This window comes from Bacillus sp. EKM206B (assembly GCF_011066015.1).
GTDB classification, from domain to species: Bacteria; Bacillota; Bacilli; order Bacillales; family Bacillaceae; genus Bacillus; species Bacillus velezensis.
On the sequence record NZ_JAAMNL010000003.1, the window covers coordinates 1 to 19,462 of the forward strand.

At 47.1% G+C, this 19,462-nt stretch carries 11 protein-coding genes and 1 pseudogene; 4 read left to right on the plus strand and 8 right to left on the minus strand.

Going from position 1 to position 19,462, the window contains the following annotated elements; translation table 11 throughout:
• The 6 genes from G9F50_RS05905 to fabD all read right to left on the minus strand — a co-directional run.
• On the minus strand, window positions 1–8,519 hold an 8,519-nt coding region (locus G9F50_RS05905; RefSeq protein ID WP_165417698.1), incomplete at its 3' end, for an SDR family NAD(P)-dependent oxidoreductase.
• Window positions 8,520–8,558: 39 nt separating this feature from the next.
• Window positions 8,559–9,296, minus strand: a complete 738-nt coding sequence (locus G9F50_RS05910) for an SDR family oxidoreductase (protein ID WP_060562586.1) — start codon at window positions 9,294–9,296, stop codon at window positions 8,559–8,561.
• Between the two features lie 14 nt (window positions 9,297–9,310).
• Window positions 9,311–10,675, minus strand: coding sequence for a long-chain fatty acid--CoA ligase (locus tag G9F50_RS05915; protein ID WP_060562587.1), 1,365 nt, complete (start codon window positions 10,673–10,675; stop codon window positions 9,311–9,313).
• Window positions 10,672–10,944: an acyl carrier protein gene (locus G9F50_RS05920; RefSeq protein WP_003153264.1), complete on the minus strand. Its 273-nt coding sequence runs from the start codon at window positions 10,942–10,944 to the stop codon at window positions 10,672–10,674. Before G9F50_RS05920 ends, G9F50_RS05915 begins: the two co-directional genes overlap by 4 nt.
• Before the next feature lie 24 nt (window positions 10,945–10,968).
• A complete protein-coding gene (locus G9F50_RS05925) occupies window positions 10,969–11,949 on the minus strand; it encodes an LnmK family bifunctional acyltransferase/decarboxylase (RefSeq protein ID WP_060562588.1) in 981 nt (326 codons plus the stop codon).
• 40 nt (window positions 11,950–11,989) lie between these two features.
• Window positions 11,990–14,248, minus strand: a complete 2,259-nt coding sequence (gene fabD / locus G9F50_RS05930; protein WP_012117930.1) for an ACP S-malonyltransferase — start codon at window positions 14,246–14,248, stop codon at window positions 11,990–11,992.
• A 733-nt stretch (window positions 14,249–14,981) separates the two neighbouring features.
• Here fabD and loaP point away from each other — a divergent pair.
• Window positions 14,982–15,512: an antiterminator LoaP gene (gene loaP, locus G9F50_RS05935; protein WP_007408401.1), complete on the plus strand. Its 531-nt coding sequence runs from the start codon at window positions 14,982–14,984 to the stop codon at window positions 15,510–15,512.
• A gap of 333 nt (window positions 15,513–15,845) precedes the next feature.
• Here the strand turns inward: loaP and G9F50_RS05940 are convergent, their stop codons facing one another.
• On the minus strand, window positions 15,846–16,724 hold the full coding sequence (locus tag G9F50_RS05940; protein ID WP_015240165.1) for a LysR family transcriptional regulator: 879 nt from the start codon (window positions 16,722–16,724) through the stop codon (window positions 15,846–15,848).
• 138 nt (window positions 16,725–16,862) lie between these two features.
• Here G9F50_RS05940 and G9F50_RS05945 point away from each other — a divergent pair.
• The 3 genes and pseudogenes from G9F50_RS05945 (at window position 16,863) to G9F50_RS05955 (ending at window position 19,231) form a co-directional block, all read left to right on the plus strand.
• Window positions 16,863–17,188 (plus strand): annotated as a pseudogene (locus G9F50_RS05945) (GlpM family protein).
• Between the two features lie 139 nt (window positions 17,189–17,327).
• A complete protein-coding gene (namA, locus tag G9F50_RS05950) occupies window positions 17,328–18,344 on the plus strand; it encodes an NADPH dehydrogenase NamA (protein ID WP_003153250.1) in 1,017 nt (338 codons plus the stop codon).
• A gap of 113 nt (window positions 18,345–18,457) precedes the next feature.
• On the plus strand, window positions 18,458–19,231 hold the full coding sequence (locus G9F50_RS05955; RefSeq protein WP_012117933.1) for an alpha/beta fold hydrolase: 774 nt from the start codon (window positions 18,458–18,460) through the stop codon (window positions 19,229–19,231).
• A 49-nt stretch (window positions 19,232–19,280) separates the two neighbouring features.
• On the opposite strand, the gene rpmG is transcribed toward G9F50_RS05955, so the two are convergent.
• Window positions 19,281–19,430, minus strand: a complete 150-nt coding sequence (gene rpmG / locus G9F50_RS05960) for a 50S ribosomal protein L33 (protein ID WP_003153246.1) — start codon at window positions 19,428–19,430, stop codon at window positions 19,281–19,283.
• Window positions 19,431–19,462 lie beyond the last annotated feature (32 nt).

Below are 19,462 nucleotides of genomic sequence, written 5' to 3' on the forward strand. Positions count from 1 at the left end.
TCGAGTACCGGAGCACGCTCCGTCTCTTCGAGCACGGCCTTTCCCTGGAAAAAGACAAGCGGCTCTTCTCCTTCGGCATACGCTTCAAAAGCGATGTCTCTGTTTTCTTCCGGCTGAAGCTTTACATGAAGCGTCACTCCTTCAGAAAGCGCCGTCACCGGACGGAGCCAAACAATCTGTTTGAGCCGGACACCCGTTTTCCCGCCGGGCAAGTCTTCGGCGGCAAGTGTAATGGCGGCCCGGGTCATTTCTAAAGCAGCCGCGCCCGGAAGCACCGGTTTTCCATTAACGATGTGATCGGCAAAAAACGGTTCATGTCCTGAAAAAACAGAAGTAAAACGCTGGGCGGTAAAGGTCGATGTATTCGCGTGGAGCAGCGGGTGAAGTCTGGCTGCTTTCTCACTTTTCGCTGAGCCTGTTTTGTCAAGTGACACATCAGCTTTTGTCACCCAATATCGGTCTTTGGCAAAAGGGTAGGCCGGGAGACTGATGCGGCCCGGGTTGCGCTGATAAAGAGCTGACCAATCGACGTCAAGTCCTTTAACCCAAAGGTCAAGCAGCTTTCCGTATTTCCCTTTTTTCAGCCAGGCTTTTATGGTAAGCGCCATATCTTCATCAGAAGTGAGTGAAGCCGCCAATGAATGATGTTTGGCTGTCCTGCCCCGCCAGATATGAGCATGTTCGATATTATGATCGTTTGAGAAACTCATAAGCTTCATTTTCAGTTCTTCTATCGACTCGGCCGTAAATGCAAGCCGCTCAGCCATCGGTTCTCTTCCCGCCTGAAGCGTGTAAGCGATCTTGGCCAAATCCCCGTCAGAACGTTTTTTTCTTATGACATCATCCAGAAGCTGGCGGGCGCGCTCTGACAATTGCTGCTCATTTCGCGCTGATAAAATGATAACAGCCGGTTTTTGCGGAGAAACAGACGCGTTTTCCATTGGTTTCAGGCTGTCAGACGGCACATATTCCTGAATGATGACATGTGCGTTTGAACCTCCTGCTCCAAACGAGGAAATGCCGGCAATTCTCGGATATTCCTTCATTTTACCCGTGATATTCAAGACAGGTCGTTTCCATTCCGTTTCTTTTTGCTGTACGAAAAACGGAGTGTGCTCAAACTCAATATTCGGATTCAATTCCGCCGCATGCAATGAAGGGGCAATCCTCTTATGTTTCAATTGCAGAAGCAGTTTGGTGATCCCCGCAATCCCGGCAGCGCTTTCTAAATGTCCGATATTTGATTTAATGGAACCGATGGAACAAAACTGCCGATCTTCTGTTGTCAGGCGAAAAGCTTTCGTTAACCCGTCGATTTCAATCGGATCACCGAGCGCAGTGCCCGTTCCGTGGGCTTCCAAGTAACTGACCGTTCTCGGGTGAATGTCTGTTCGTTTCAACGTCTCTGCGATCAGATCAAACTGCGCTTTCGGATTCGGCACCATATAAGCGTTTGTCCTGCCTGCTGCGTTCAGCATGCTTCCTTTGATAACGCCGTAAATATGATCGCCGTCTTTCTCCGCTTGAGCAAGCGGCTTTAACACAATCGCCCCTACTCCTTCACCGTCAACAAAACCGTCCGCACTGTCTCCGAAAGATTTGCATTTATCACCGGGAGACAGCATTGAAAAAGCGGACAGCCGCTCATAGTGGGCCGGATCAACGATAAGATTGACTCCGCCGGCAATCGCTGTTTCACTCATTCCGCTCCGCAGGCTTTCTGCAGCGAGATGGACAGCTGTTAAAGAAGAAGAGCAGGCTGTATCCACAGCCATACTCGGCCCTTGGAAATTGAACAAAAACGATACTCTGTTTGCGATAGACCAGTCGCTGGGAACTGTCGGGTAATTGCTGTTCATCACACCGACAAAGACTCCGATTTTCCGGCTGTCACAAAGCGTGGCCGGGGTGTACCCCGCATCTTCAATGCTTGAATAAGCAGTCTGCAGAAACAACCTTTCCTGCGGATCCATCCTTTCAGCTTCCGCGGGAGATATACGGAAAAACAGCGGATCAAATGTATCAATGTCATCGAGAAAACCGCCCCATTTTGAATAAATGGACCCCCATTTTCCGCGTTCCTCGTTATAAAACGTTTTCCAGTCCCAGCGATCTTTCGGCACTTCAGTAATAGAATGCCTGCCGGCTTTTACATTTTCCCACAGCTCATCAACGTGATCGGCGCCCGGATACCGGCCTGACAGACCGATGACAGCGATATCCTGGACATAGCGATCTCCGTTTGTCCTGTTGCCTTCCTCGTTTTGAGGAATCTTGTTTTGTTTTACATTCAGGTTATCTGTGTGATCAGACAGCTGCTCCTCACGCACACCCATCGCTTTCATAAATGCTCCCCGCTGAGAAAGAAGCAGGTAATCCGCGATTTCTTCTATCGTCTGATATTCAAAAAAGAGGGTGCTGGTCATTTGGTCAAACACGTTACGAAAGGCATTTGTGAGCCTGACGACCAGAATAGAATCCAAACCGTATGCGGTTAAGGAAACCGACGGATCCATTCTCCCGCTCGGAATCTTCAGCGTTTTTCCTATTAATTCCGTCAGATATGTGATGCCCCGTTCCCTTACGTTTGGAATCGGCGCGGCGCTTTCTGCGGGAGCCTGCACCCGTCCGGCGTTTTCGGGATGAGCCCGTCCATTCCCGAATTGCCGCTCGAGCGCTTCTTTACGGGAAGACAGAAAGTAATCAGCAAGCTCATCAATGGTTTGATATTCAAAAAACAAAGTGCTGCTGACAGAACCGAAGACGTCTTTTAACGCGTTGGTCAGTCTGACGACCAGTATGGAATCCAATCCGTATGCGGTTAAAGGTTCATAGGATAAAAGACGATGCGCCGGCACTTTAAGCGCTTCACCGATTACCTTCTTCATCAGTTCAACGCTTTTTTCTCTCAAGCTGAAATGCAAGGTATCATCCGAAAGACCATCTGCGTCATACGGACGGCGCTCCGGTTTTTCTTCTGACGCCTGCGGGAGGGCAAGCCTGACCGTTCCGTCACTTTCAGCCGCTATAATCTGCTGGCCTAAGTCGTGTGCGGCTTCAGCCGGAAACAGAGGATGGACGAATCCTTCAAGCGAAAGCGCTTCCGCCCAGCCGGCCGGATCAACCCCCGGACAGCCCGGAATCCGTAAATCATGATCCTCATACAGCCACCAGCCTTCAAGAAGGCCGAACGTCACATGGTTGAATATGGTGCGGCTGTTGATCTCATTTATAAACAGCTGGCCGTTTTTTTGCAGCATTGCTTTCGCATGGCGCAGCGCAAAGCGGATATTTTTTGTCGCATGAAGCACATTGGTCGCGATCACTGCGTCATACGTGCCGATGTCCGGCGCTTCTGTTGATACCGGCTGCTCAGCGTTGAATATTTTATAAGTGACATAAGGATATTCCGGACCGAATATGTCTTCTGCATGTAAAAGAAATGCTTTAGAAATATCCGTGAAACAATATTCGGCAATATGCGCTTCATACGGTTTCAATTTTCTCATGACCGCGGCGCTCGTCCCGCCCGTTCCGGCTCCGATTTCTAAAATGCGGATTTTCGCCTGCGGGTCTTTTTCCAGACGTTCCTTCAAAACTGCAATCAATGTGTCAGCAAGCTTGTCATTGAAAAAATCAGAAATGATATTATTGCGGTAAATGCCTTCCACAAGACGGAAGGAGGAGTCAGGGAACATCACTTCCGTTGCCGGAAGCTTTCCGGTTAAAATGTCTGGAAGCACACGCAATGTCTCTTCTGCCAATCTGACATGCGCCCTCATGTCTTTCTGGCGCAGCCAAGTCTCTTTTTTCCGCTCCCATTCCTCCCACACCTGCCCTAGATCCGTTTTTTCCGGAGCAAGCGCTAATTTATTCAGGAGGACAAAGCTCTCTTTCAGCCATCTGCTGTATTGTTCCGTTATGCCGGCAGCCGATTGAAATAACGGCAAAGCCTGATCAAGCCCGGCTCCCATCTCATAAAGAGTTGATACAAGCATTTTTTCAATAAGGGATTCCATCTCTCTCATGCAGCTCATGACACTTGATGCTTTTAACCGCTCAGCTTCGTCATTCTGCGTGATGTTAACCGTTAATTGTCCGAGTGCGGAAGGAATCTTTTCCGGATAAACCGTTACTTGTTCTTTCAGATCGTCTTTCATAAAAACCGGATCTGTCGTTTTGATCAGCGCCAGCTGGTCATGAGGTCCGGAAAGCAGGGTTTCCAGCGTTTTCATCGCTTCGGGCGCCTCAATAGAAGCGATTCCGTTCCGCTCCATCCGTTTCCGGTATTGTTCTGAAGCGACAACGCCGACGCTTCCCCAAAAGCCCCAATTGACAACTTTTACGGCATACGGCGCTTTCTGTGAGATCCGCTTAGCAAAAGCGTCTTTAAACGTGCACCCGGCGGCATAATTGCTCTGTCCCGGCGCTTTTTGAAACGACATCATCGAAGAGAAAAACAGCAAGAAATCCAGGGGCTCCCCTTCAGCTACCCGGGCAATCTGCAAGCTGACATCAGTTTTTGCAGAAAGTGACGCGCGGAACTGATCCTCTTCCATATTGGCAAAACTTCGGTCTGATAACACGATGGCGGAATGAATGATCCCGCGGATCTTTCCATTTTCCTTCACAAGGGTGTCATACGCCCGTTTGAGAGAGTCATAATCCGCAGCATCCGCGCTGAAATATTGCGGTGCGGGACCTAAAGCCGCAAGTCTTTTCAGCTTTCTTTCAATCTGTGTATCTTTTTTCCGCCTCCCGATCCAGACAATTTTCGCCTGATAGGTCTGAATCATATATTCAGTCCATACTTCTCCTATTCCGCCTGCTCCGCCGATAATCACATAAACCCCGCCGTGCCGGTATAATGAAGGCTCATCTGCATGAGGCCGGCAGACGGCCAATTGCTGTCGGTGCCACTGACCTGCACGAAAGACCCACGGATTTCCCTCGGGGTCCGCCGGTAAAGAGAAGACATCGGGAAGATGCCGGTCTCCCCTTTGAGATTCCAAATCAAGAAGCCGGATGCTCCAATTGCTGTATTCTTTTGCAAGCGACCCCGCTAATCCGTGTATGCTTGCATGACTCGGATTGACCTCATCATGTTCATGAATCGGCTGTGCTTGAAACGTGCAGATTGTCAATGATAGTTGTTCCGTGTCAAAATTCAGAAGCAGAAGCGCTTTTACCAGCCGGAAAAGCTGCATGACCCCGTGCTCCTGTCCCTCGGCCGTATCCGCATCATAAACGGATGGAATGGGCTGATCCGGCGCCGCCCATATCATGTGTTGAAAAGAGCCTTGCGCTTTCAATGTTTCAGCCATTTGTTCCGCGCTGTCCAAAGAAGTGATGTCCGGAAAACGGACATCGGAATACATCTCTTTCAAAGCCTGCTGAAAATTCGGCCCAGCCCCGATGACGATTATTTTTTCTTCACGCATACGCATGAAAGACATGCCGGTTTCCGGAATGGTGACGGTGTTCCAAACCGGTGTCATAAGCAATTCCGTTTCACGGCTTTTCTTCGGCGTGACGCCGGCTTTTTGGTTAAACCCGGCGCTTTCCTGCACCTCTTTTATGATAAAATCTTTCACTGCCGCCAACAGCACGCCGCGCTCATCACAAATATGCAGATCAAATTGGTGAACGGAGGCCGCTTTTACCTCCGCATGCACAAATACGGTTTTCGCTAACGGTTCAAGCAGCTGTATTTCTCCGAAGGAAAACGGTACGATAAGCGCAGGCTCTTTTTGAAATTGCAGCACATGCGCCATTGCAGTTTGAACAGCGCCATCCATTAAGGACGGATGTAGGATGTACTGTTTAAAATCGGCTTCCAAGTGTGACGGGAGCGTTAATTTGGCCAGTGCTTTCCTTTCTGTATAAGAGAATTCGCGGATGACCTGAAAACTGTCCTTTTGCACGATTCCCGCCTCAGAGAACGAGTGATAGATATCTTTCGGCTCCGTTCTCTGCGCAAATGGCGCCGGGAGCTGAAAGACCGGGGCCTCAAAAGATGCTCCTTTTTCTTTACAAATCACTTCCCCTTGCGAAAAGAGAGCGCCGTCCGCTCCTTTTTCTTTAATGACATAGCTTATACGCTCTTTTTCTGCTTCAAACTCTATCATGACGGATCTTGGGTCTGTCCCTGTCACAATCGGCTCCATGTACCACACACTTTGAAGAGAGACGACCGGGCGTTCTCCCCACAATCCCGCGCCGTATGCCGCCATTTCCAGATGACAGACTCCGGGAAGCACATATTTTTCGTTCACTAAATGATCTTTAAAGAAATATTCATCCTTGGAAAATATCTTTTGAAACGTCCCTTTCCGGGCGGATGAAACATTCTCATCAAGCAGAGGATGCAGCGCTTCACGCCTTTTGATATTTTGGGGCTTTTTTGTATACCGCTTTTTTTGATCGGTCAGCCAGGACGTTTCCTTTAAGAACGGATACGTAGGAAGCGGAACTTTCTGATACGGCGTTTCCGGCTTTTTGCAACCTTGAAGGCCTTTCACCCACAGCGCGGCAAATTTCTCAGGATCTGAAACGGATTGGCCTGAAACGTCCGGCCGCCCGTGTGACGCTTTTCCGAAGTACATATGACTGCCGTCACTGTGACCGCTTACAAATCCGTCCAATCGCTGTTTCAGCTCAGAAAGGGATGATGCAATGACAGCAAGCCGGAAGGAGAAAGGCTCTCTGCCTGACAATAAGGTGGCAGCGATATTTTCCAGACTGTATCCGCCGGCAGAAGGCAGGTTTTCCAATCGGTCAAGAAAGGAGCTCAATTTCCCGGCATATTCTTTCAGCTGCTGTTCGGAATGTGCGCTTAATACGACGGCATGCGGTTTTTGCTCAGTATTCTTGTCCGCTTGCCGTTTTGGCTGATAAGCACCTACGATCAGATGAGCATTAGAGCCTCCTGCGCCGAATGAACTGATTGCGGCGATTCTCGGTTTATCTCCTTCAGCCGGCCACGGCCGGTTGTTTCGGACGACATAAAATGGCGAATCAGAAAAAGAAATCTTGCGGTTCAGTTCCTCGGAGTGCAGACTGGCGGGAAGCGTTTCATGTTTCATGCTTAAAAGCACCTTGATTAAACCGGCGATCCCTGCAGCCGCTTCCAAATGTCCGATATTGGATTTCACCGAGCCGATTCCGCAGTAGTTTTTCTCATCGGTCTGTTTATCAAATGCCATAGACAGGCCGCGTATCTCAATCGGATCGCCGAGCGCCGTGCCGGTTCCGTGAGCTTCAATGTAGCTGATATCCGCCGGACTTACCGCGGCTCTGTTTAGAGCGGATAAAATCAGGTCCCGGTGCGCTTCCGGATTCGGCACCGTATACCCGGTCGTTTTGCCGCCGTGATTAGTGGCGGACCCCTTAATGACACCGTAGATGTGGTCTTTGTCCGCAATCGCTTTTTTCAATGGTTTTAACAAAACGGCTCCCGCGCCTTCGCCGGGCACGTAACCGTCTCCGCCTTCACCGAAACTGCGGCATTTTCCTTCAGAAGACAGAAAATGCGATTGGCTTAAAAACATGTATTTTTGCGGATGTAAGCTGAGGTTGACGCCTCCGGCCAGCGCCATTTCACAGTCGCCCGACATAATGGCCTGACAAGCCTGATGGACGGCGACAAGCGATGAAGAACACGCCGTATCAACAGCGATGCTCGGGCCATGGAGATCAAGGAAATAAGAAACCCGGTTCGGAATGCCCCAATATAAGGAGCCGGGGCCTTTGTACTGATCTTTGAGGAAACCTTCTTCGTGTGCAATTAATGAATATTCATTCCAGGTCACTCCGGCGAATACACCGATTTGATCCGTCGGCCTCGCCGCCGGATTCCCGTAACCGGCATCCTCCATCGCTTCCCAGCAGCACGTGACATACAATTTTTGCTGAGGATCCATTAAATCAGCTTCCCACGGGGAAACAGAAAAAAACAGCGGGTCAAATTGATCCGGATGATCAATAAAACCTCCCCATTTACTGTATGACGCGTATTCTGCCGTTTTCTCTTCCGAGTAATAAGAGCTGTCCCATCTGTCCTCTGGGATTTCGGAGACACAATCTTTATTTTCCATTAAATTGTCCCAAAAATCATGCTGGTTTTCCGCTTTCGGAAACATCCCGCTCATTCCGATAACCGCAATATCAGAGCTCCCGCCCGTTCCCGGTTCAGGCACCTTTTCAGCCGCCTGTACGGGAAGCAATTCTTCTTCCTGCCGGCTTCCCGTATCAGGCTCCGTTTCTGTGAATTCAAGAACGCTTTCGGGATTTCGTTTCTGCGCACTTAAAAACTCACTCAATTTCTCAATGTTCGGATATTCAAAAAGCAGCGTTTCAGAAAGGCCGGTAAATTCTTTATGCAATATGGTCATGATTTCTTCACTGATGAGAGACGTCACGCCCAAAGTAAAAAAAGCGGTTTTATCTTCCGCTTCGGTCACCTCGGCACCCAGCTTTTGCGCTATTACCGTTCTTAAAAATTCGTTAATACATTTCATGAGGATACCATCCCTTGTACAAAAGAATTTTTCTGTGCTTTAACAAGTTAATCCGCCGTCTATTGCCATTGTCTGTCCGGTCATAAAGGACGATTCAGGAGAAAGCAGGAAACGAACGAGTCCGGTCATATCGTCTGTTTCACCTAAACGGCCCATCGGCGTCCTTCTGATAATCTGTGATTTTTGTTTTTCCGGCATATTTTTCGTCATATCGGTGTCCACAAAACCGGGCGCAAGTGAATTGACACGGATTCCTTTAGACCCGAGCTCCCTGGCCAGGCTTCGCGTCAAGCCGTCAAGAGCCGCTTTGGATGCACTGTAGACTGAAGTGCCTTTAAATCCTCTTGAGCCGATAATGGAGCTTATGTTAACGATTGATCCGGAATTTTGTTTCAGCATGACACGGGAAACGTTCCGGGTCAGCTTGATGACTGAGCCGATATTCAGATTGAGGATGCGGTCAATGTCTTCATCATTGGTCAGGGGCAGCAGCTGATCAAGGTTCAAACCGGCGTTATTGACCAAGCCGTCTATTCTGGAAAACTTGCGGTATACTTGAAGAACAAACTGTTTCATGGCGGCATCATCCGCCGCATCCGCCGCTTCCCAATAAAAGCGGTCACGGTACTTTTCACTCTCTCTCAATGTGTTAATAAAATCAGATTCACTGCGGCTGAAAGCGGCTACTATGTAATCCTCATCCAAAAGCGTCTGTACAATCGCTTTTCCCAGCCCCCGGCTTCCTCCGCTGACGACCGCTACTTTTCCGTTATTCATATTTGCCTCCTGTTTTACACGTTTCTTATTTTTTTAAATCGGTCATTAGACAGTTTCCGATCTGTAACAGAGATGATCTGCGGTACCTGATATGGCTGCAGCTTCTGTTTGCAATGAGCTACGGCCCGCTTTCTGAAAGATTTAATATCTTCCTCTTTTTCAAGCACGGCCTCCGCCGCAACAATCTCGCCCGTAATCGGATTTTTTCTTCCCGTTATGAGAACATCCCGGACATTCGGTATCTCCAGAAAGACGCTTTCCACCTCTGCCGGAAACACTTTCTCTCCGCCCACATTAATGATTTCACTCTTTCTTCCAAGGATTCTTATATATTCGCCGTCTGTTTCCACCTGGTCACCGGTGTCATACCAGCCGTCTTCATCGAAAGGTGACGGTGCGTTTAAATAGCCGAGCATCGCGGACTCAGAACGGACCCAAAGCGTGCCTCCGGTAATTTTGGTCTCTGTTCCGGCACCGCCCACTTTCATCCAAGTGGATTGGCTGTCTTTTGATTTCGTTGAGAATATACCCAGTTCAGTTAATCCGTATGTTTGTTTCAGCCGTACATCCGGAAACAGCCGGTGAATGCCGCGCAGCGTTGATTGGGGCATCGGTTCTGTGCCGTAAGTGATCAGCCGGAGTGAAGAGAGGTTATAGCCGGCATCCGCCTTGGACATCAGCAGCATGTTTAAAAAGGTCGGGGTGGCGGGGAGCACTTGGACAGCATGCTTGTCGACCGCCTGATAAACGGACTCCGGCGTTCTGCTGTCTGATGTGACGATGGTTCCCCCGTTAAATAGAATCGCAAACAGCGTATTAATGCCGCCGATATGATCCAATTTCAGAAAAATGAGCGTACGCAGCGGTTTTCTCTTCGCCGTTTTATATTTTTTAAGCAGCCGGCCGGCGCTTAACACGGATGCTTTGCTTTTGCCGGAAGTTCCCGATGTGAAAATAATAATGCCTGACTCCCCTCTCTCGCGCAGGTCATCAAGCAGAGGGTGAGAGGCGCTTTCAGAACCTTCACGAAGCGTCCAGCTGTCATTTTCATTTATTTCAATGATTTGATTCACTTTCGCGTCTTCAAACATATCGAGATGCTTTTCCCTTGATTCATTGCTGAGAGGGACAACGATATTTCGGTTTAACAAAAGCGCCATCAGCAAAAAAATAGCGTTCGGGGAATAATCCCCGATAAGCGCCACACATTCTCCTTCACGTATTCCGTTTTGTTCAAGTTCTTTCTGAAAAAAGCTAATTCGTGCCAGCAAATCATCATACGTAAAAGTCTGCTCTTTAAAAATGAGAAACTCACTGTCTTGCGTTTCCCTAAGCTTATCAGTCACCCAGCTGATATCTCCCCCGCTTTCTGTTTTCATGATTGAGCACTGTCCATATATTTTTGATAAATATCACAAATGCTGCCGACGGTTGTAATGCTTGAAATTGTTTCTCCTTGGGAAAAAGGATCTACTCCGGTTTCCATCTCCATCTGTGCGACTAATTGAGCGATATCCAGTGATGAGAAGCCCAGATCCTCTATGACTCTCACATCATCCCCCGCTTCGACGGCCCGATATGACTGCTGTTCTTGAATATCCTGAATGATTTGAGCGATGATCTGCTTCATTTCCTTGGTTTGTTCCATTTGCTTTCAGCTCCATTCTTCATTTTATAAACTTCTGATGACCCGCTTATAATCCGGAATATGATCTTGTGAAGAGGTCGGCACCGCCAGCAGCTTGTCCACCTTGGAAATGGCCAGCAATGTATGATTTCTTTTCATATAGACTTCAATCTGATAGCTGATTTTCGCCACTGAGCTCATACCGAGGGACTCACCGTGAAAGTCGGGATCGCATTCTTCAATGTGTCCCGTCATATAAATATCAAGCTCTTCATCTGCAAAACAATTTCCGTAATAATACGTCTCTCTTTCAAGCAAAAATAAATGCCGCGCGATTGAAACTGGAAAACCCGGCTTCGACCGGCGCGTCATCCATTCAAATTCCGCCGCATCCATTATCTTGCTGAATTTCGCAAACACCATGGCATGCCCGGGCGCAGCATCCTGATCAACAGGAACCCGATATGAAACGGGGTCTGCTGTTTTGAGATTGCCCGGCTTCATACCGAAGGCGTCCGTTCTGATTTTCTTTGACCGCATCAGGGCGTAAGGCGGCTTGACTAGCTTAGAAAGTTCCGCAATGCATTCAGCCTTAGGCGCTGAGACTTTGCGCGTCGAACCTTCTGTTTGTGTGACGTCGACGACAATTAAACTATTGGCTTTCATAGAAGGAAACCGTCCCCGGTCCCACTCGCTTTTATCAGAGCTGACCGCTCCTTTCGGCCCGAACAAATAATCAGATTCTAATATGGTTTCTCCAAACCGGGAGATATCGACTCCGACGGAAACCTCGTCCCATAATCGGTACTGATCAAGAGGCTGATCTGAAGGAACTTTGAGATGTGTCATAAAATAAGCCGGATACAAAATCAGCCCTTGGTGATCGGCCATCTGATCAGGCCGGAATCCCGTTCCGTCCGTTAAATGGTGACTGTGTGCGTTGCCGAATAACAGCAGCAGCGCGTACTCATTCAAATTCCCTAACCCGACATGGCTCATCGTTAATTCATGATTTTCAATCAGCATGGTCTGTCCTCCGCAGAAAAAATGTAATGGCTAGTCATACTCAGCCTGTAATCGATACCAGCCTTTGCGCAAGAAGGCCGGCTGTTTCTTCCATGAGCTGTTTGCCGATCAGATCGACATGCCTGTTTCTCCAATTTTCAAGCGGGGTTCCTTTCACCCATTGATTAAACGCGCCGAGCGCAGGACCGCAATGAATTTGGTAATCTATTTTACTTTCGCTTTTTCCTTCCAGAGCGAGCCTTGTCGTATGAGAAAAATACCATTTAAATACCATCGCCATTTTGTGTTTCGGATTCTGTTCGGCTTTGGCGATCTGCTCAGGAGATTTATCACGTTTCAACTGCTCATACACTTCTTCAAAACTGCGCTGGAAATACTTTTCTTCAATTAATGTTTTCGTTTTTTCATCTATTTCATCTAAAGAATTGTATTGTCTGTACAAGTCAAAGAGTTTATTGGCTCTTGCCGGGAAAAACAGGCCTTTTTTCAGCACCTGCACCCTTGCTCCCGCTTCAAACATATCTCCCGCGGGAGCGTATGACGTATCCTGCACGTTCGCTTCCTGAAGCAGATCTTTCACTGAATCACTTGTCCCGGCTTCGACCGTGCATTGATTAATAGAACCGGTTCCGATAAATTCGGCGCCGAGCAGAAACGCGGCAGCAGCCGCTTCCGGAGTGCCGATGCCGCCCGCTGCGCCGATTCTTACTTTTTTCGCATAACCGTGCTTCTCCATCATGCGGTCTCTGAGTCTGATCATGGCAGGCATTAATGTATACGGAATCCCTTGGTCGGTATGCCCTCCTGAATCCGCTTCAACGCAAATGTCATCAGCCATCGGAATTTCTTTTGCAAGCGCCGCTTCCCCGGCTGTCAGCCGATTGTCAGACACAAGTCTTTCCAGCACATGAGCCGGAGCCGGATTCAGAAAGGCCTCAGCGACTTCAGGCCGGGATACTTTCGCGATGATTTTGTTTTGAACTGACACCGACCCGTCATGATTCCTGCTTAATCCCTTTGCCCTGTATATAACAAGAGCGGGGGTTATGCCCATAAATGCCGATGCTTCAATAAGATGAATGCCGTTTTTCAAATATAAATCTATCATTCTGACTTCCTTGTCAGGTGACATCATATGATGAAGAAGATTCATTCCGAATGTTTCCCCTTGCCGCAGTGCAGACCGGATGGTTCCGATGGCCTGTCCGATCCGTTCGATACTCAATCCGCCCGTTCCGAAAAAGCCCAGCATTCCCGCTTTTGCCGCTTTAATGACCATCTGTTCCGAAGCAATTCCCCTGTACATGGAGCCCGTCATGTAAGCATATTGGATGTTATAATCTTTTTTAAAATCTTCGTTCCCTAATCTCATTCCCGCCGTTTTTTGCGGATCAGCTGCCGATGCTTTAACATCAGCAGTATCAGACTCTTCTTTCGGCATAGGTAATGGGACGGCATCTTTTTTAATCTGACGCGTCAGTTTTGTCAGCACTTCCCCGGGCCCGACTTCTGCAATTTCATTATTTTCAAGTCCCATCAGACGGCGTATCGTGTCCGTCCACTTTACCTGATTGGTCATTTGCAAAGTCAGATTTGTTTTGATTTCATCATTCTTATAAGGTGCGGCATGAAGATTTGAGATCACCGGAAAACGAAGAGGCAAAAACGCCGTTTCTTCTAAATAATCCGCGAACTCTTTTTCAGCATCTTTCATATAGCGGGAATGGAAGGCGCCGCTCACATTTAAAGGAAGGTACATTCTCACGCCGGCTTTTTCAAAGACGGGGCCCGCTTTTTCAATGTCTTGTTTCGTTCCGGCGATCACAATTTGCGAAGGTGAATTGTGGTTAGCGATATCAATGCCGGTCAGATGATAATCGGATAGAACCTCTTTTACTTGTTCAGCGGTAAACCCCAAAACCGCCGCCATGCCTCCGGGAGCTGCCTTGCTCATGAGCTCCCCTCTTTTTTTCACAAGCTGCAAACCGGTCTCAAAATCAAAGCAGCCGGCCGCAAATAACGCATTATATTCTCCTAAACTGTGCCCTGCGGCGTAATCAGGCTCTCTGCCGGACTCTTTCATTTTCTTTAAATAACTGAGTGCACTCACCGTATATAACGCCGGCTGGGTAAATTGCGTTTTCCCCAGCTGGTGATTCGGATCCTCCAGACACAATTCTTCTATAGAGTAGCCTAATATGTCATCAGCCTGACGTGTGAGATCTTGAAATTCATCAAACAGTCCGGCTCCCATTCCTTTAAATTGAGAACCCTGCCCCGGGAACACAAACGTAAGCATCTTATCCTCATCCTTTCCGCATCGCCAATTTTGTATATCACATGTGGATCTCCATACAAAAACGTCTCTTATTTCATATATTGACTGGTGTAAACACCGGCATAAAAATAAAAACACAAACGCGTTTGCGATTCAGCACAGGTTTAAAAATCGCAAACGCATTGTGTTTTCCTTTTCTAACATAATTTATATAAAGACATCTTGCTTGTTTACTGAATGTTTCGCATGACAAGCTGCAGTGCCAATATGCCCGAAAACAGCCATGACGGCACACTTCTCCCTTATCATGTATATGTAGATATATACACTACAATCATTTTTATAATCCCTATTTCCTCTTCAACGTGCCGAAACAGCGATTGAAATTTAATAGGTGCTTTACATCAATTTAATAAATTTAACAAATAGTTGCTATTTAAAGAGAATAATATCAATTTATAGATAATAATGTCAAGGCTTTATTTCGTTATTTTCTGACATTTATTCCACAGTTTTATGTTAGGTGGACAGTCGGCATAATTGTTTCGGGATAAATGTCAGATAATTCCCTGAACCCTTTTCATGTCAAAGAAAATTCCTCGCTTCTCTGTCAATTGGGTCTATACTTATTTTTCATTTTCATATATTATGTAAAAAAAAGATGAATTAGAAAAATTTTTAATCATTTTAAATACTATCCATTAAATACTTTCTTTGTATAATAATTTCTTATTATTCTAAGGAGGACCCAGTCATGAAATGGTACGCACTTTTTGTAGAGTCCGGAAAAGAAGAAACAGTTCAAAAATTTCTGCGTCTGCAGTTTGATGAGCAGGCTCTCTACTCAATCATACCCAAGAAAAAAGTCACAGAACGAAAAGCCGGAATCAAATACGAGGCACTCAAAAAGATGTTTCCGGGATATGTGCTGTTTAAAACGAAGATGACAGAGCGGACATTTCATAAAATCAAAGAACTCCCCATTTCATGCAGAATCGTGAATAACGGCGCATATTATTCCAAAGAGCGTAAAACCTATTTCACGACAATTAAGGATGAAGAAATCCTCCCTATCATCAGGCTGATCGGAGAAGGAGACACTGTAGATTATTCAAAAGTCTATATTGAAAATTCAAAAGTAACCGTTGCCTCAGGGCCTCTTAAAGGAATGGAAGGCATTATTAAAAAGATCGATAAAAGAAAAAGACGCGCCAAAATCTGCCTGTCTTTTATGGGACTGGACAAAATGGTCAACGTCGGAATTGAAGTGCTCTCCAAACCCTAGCATTTCAAAAAAAGCATCAACAGCATGTGCCGTTGATGCTCTTTTTATATACAAACGAAAGCCCGACACCGAAATAACCCCGCTCACCACCGTCACGGTCAAACTTTTTGACATAGTTGACCTGAAGCCGGGCTGCGCCCGTGAGGCAAAATCACATTTAGGGGAAGATACATTTTAATCAAGAGCGGTGAATTGACGGTTGAGCTTGATGACGAAAAGCATGTGCTGACTTCGGGCGATGCCGCACAGTTATTTTAATTCCTCGGATGAACCGGTGACATATTTTATGCTGGTCTATTATGCTGAACCGGCTTAAACGCATATCAGGCTTCTTCAGACAGAAGCCTGACGGACCGCAACCCATTCTTGTATGCATTGAATCAGTTTCTGGACAGAAGGTGTCTGCGTCTCCTTTGCATGAGCTGTCAAAATGCCGAGCTGCCTGGAGACATACCGGTCGAACCGTTTGATGAGCACATCACAATCATTCACCAAAAGCTGCGGCAAGATGCTGATCCCCAGATTGTTCCGCACCATTGCAATAATCGCTTCATCCCCTCTGATTTGATAAGCGACCCGCGGCGTAATCTTTTCTTCCTTCAGCACTTTCAGCACATCAAAATGTGTCTCCGGATAAGGCACGATACATTTGACGGACTCCATGACATGTAACGGAACCGTTTCACATTGCGCCAATTCATGCTGCGGGCTCATCACCGCTACAATCGGATCCTCTGCCAACGGGTAAAAATGCCACTTCTCGCTGTGGGATGTCCCGATCGCCGCATCAATCCGATCATCTTTCAGCCATTCTTCCAGTTCAGTAGAATTTCCTTCAAACAGATGCACCTTAATGGAAGGATACAGCTCATTAAATTCCCTCAAAATTTTCGGCAGCCATTTTACCGCCACGCTCGTAACAGTGCCGAGCCGGACTTCCCCTCTTTCTAACCCATTAATATTATCAACGGTTTCAGACAGTTTTTCATAGTTTTTTTGAATTTCCTTCATAATATGTAACACTTTCAAGCCATTTGCGGTGGGCCTCACTCCATGCCGCTGTCTGATCAAAAGCGGAAAACCGTACTCTTCCTCTAATTTACTGATCATTTGGCTGATGTTCGGCTGTGTGTAATTCAATATGGCAGCGGCTTGGGTCAGGCTGCCGCTTTCAACCGTTTTAATAAAGGCTAAATGCTTCTTTAAATCCAACCGGCTTCATCTCCCAGATATCATTCTTTATTATCCAATGCATTAGTTATATTTAGTTTACTTATACATCAATCAAAAATAAAATGGCAATGTCTCCATCATTATACTTGATAACAAACAGAAGGTGAGCGTTTCAGCATGAGTTTTCTCATTCAATTTTTTATCGGCGGCACCGTTATGGTGGCCGCCGCGTATTTAAGCAAATCGAAATACTTATTTTTATCAGGCGTTATTACATTGCTGCCGATCATGACGTTACTGAATATTCACTTGCAGCTGAAAAATATGAGTGCCGACGATTTCAGAGCCGCTCAAAAAAACGGAATATTCGGTGCCTTCGGCGCAGTGATCTTCATCAGCAGTATTTTCATCCTGACAAACTGGTTCAAAGGTGGGGCCACGCAGTCATCGGTGCGTTTCTCATCTATATTTGCTATATGTTCGGCTGTAAATGCCTGTTATGAAGATACGGCACAGATGTGTATAAAAAAATGCCCGTCCAGAACAATAAGAACGATGTGTTCAGTTGTGAGCAGTTTATATGACTGAATGATCATGAGTTGTTATAATCAATGTCTAAAAACATTCCGGGAGGCGAAATAAATGGCCAGAAAATTATTCACACCATGGACCGTTAAAGATGTAACGATCAAAAACCGTATTGTTATGGCACCGATGTGCATGTATTCCTCACATGAGAAGGACGGAAAACTGCAGCCTTTTCATATGGCGCACTACATATCGCGTGCAATCGGACAGGTCGGCCTGATTATCGTGGAAGCGACAGCCGTTAATCCTCAAGGGCGCATTTCCGATCAGGATTTGGGCATTTGGAGCGATGATCATATCGAAGGTTTTGCCAAACTGACGGAACAAGTGAAAGCGCAAGGATCTAAAATCGGCATTCAGCTTGCGCACGCCGGACGTAAAGCTGAGCTTGAGGGAGACATTTACGCTCCGTCAGCCATTCCGTTCGATGAGCAGTCCAAAACACCGGCTGAAATGACGACAGAACAAATTAAAGAAACCATTCAGGAATTCAAACAGGCAGCGGCGCGCGCGAAAGAAGCCGGCTTTGATATTATTGAACTTCATGCGGCACACGGCTACTTAATGCACGAATTTTTGTCCCCTCTGTCCAATCACCGTACAGACGAATACGGAGGCTCACATGAAAATCGCTACCGCTTCTTAGGCGAGACCATTGAAGCCGTCAAGGAAGTCTGGGACGGCCCGTTATTTGTCCGTATTTCTGCATCGGATTATACAGACAAAGGGCTGGACATTGCGGATCATATCGGTTTTGCGAAGTGGATGAAAGAACAGGGAGTCGACCTCATTGATTGCAGCTCAGGCGCACTCGTTCAAGCTGATATTAATGTCTTCCCAGGCTACCAAGTGAGCTTCGCAGAGAAAATCCGTGAACAGGCCGAAATCGCAACAGGCGCCGTCGGTTTGATAACGACGGGAACAATGGCGGAAGAAATTCTGCAAAACAACCGCGCTGACCTTATTTTTGTCGCGAGAGAACTTCTGCGCGATCCGCACTTTGCAAGGAGTGCAGCGAAGCAGCTGAATACTGAAATACCGTCACCGGTTCAATACGACAGAGCATGGTGATGAAGTGACAGCCGGAGTTTTTCGATCCGGCTGTCTCTTTTTTTATTTTTTGAGAAACGATTGCCGAAGCTTCTCCGTCTTCCCTATAGAACCAATTAGAGGGGATGACTCCAATGAAAGCAGCATGGATGGAAAGGACATATCTGATTGACGGGTGTCCGTTTTATACGAAACACCGTAAAGGCGCCGGCGAAGTGACGATCGTCTTTGAAGCCGGTTACGGCACTTCTTCTGAAACATGGACATCATTACTCGCTGACATAGATGAAGAATTTGGGGTTTTCACATATGACAGAGCCGGAATCGGCAAAAGCGGACAAAGCCGAAACAAGAGAACGGCGGACCACATGGTACAGGAATTAAACGCTCTTCTTCTGAAGGCCGGCGTCAAGCCTCCTTATCTTGTCGTCTCGCATTCATACGGCGCGATTATCAGCAGACTTTGGGCGAGCCGGAACCGCCGGGATATTCTCGGGATGGTGATGCTTGATCCGGTTTCTGAGGATCAGGAGACGAAAGTGCTTCCGCTTCTTCCCGAAGAAATGAAAGCCGCCTATTTGAAACAATTCATATTGGAAGGATCACACGCGGAATTTTTGACGAGCCTTCGTCAGATCAAGCATCAGCAGATTCATTTCGGCGATATGCCGCTGTTGATTTTATCATCGGGAGAGCGGGATGAGCGTTTAAAGCACGCTCATGAACAATGGGTGAAACTGCACAGAAGCATGCTTGATGTCTCTTATCAAAGCGGATGGATTCAGGCCAAAAACAGTTCTCATGCCATTCACCACGATGAACCGCACATCGTCCACCTTGCCATTTATGATGTTTGGTGCGCGGTGCGCCAGCAAATGAATGCTCCTGCCTATCAGGCGGTAAACTGATAAAACAAAAGCCATTGTGCAACGGCACAATGGCTTTTGTTATCGTGATCTATTTTGTCTCACGATGCAACGTATACTTTTTCAACCGGGGTGAATACTTTTTCATTTCTAACCGGTCCGGATTCGTCCGTTTGTTCTTCGTCGTAATATAATTTCTGTCCCCTGTCTCTGTACAGGCCAATGTAACATTCACACGCATCATTTTCACCTCTTTAAATCGTAATTATTACG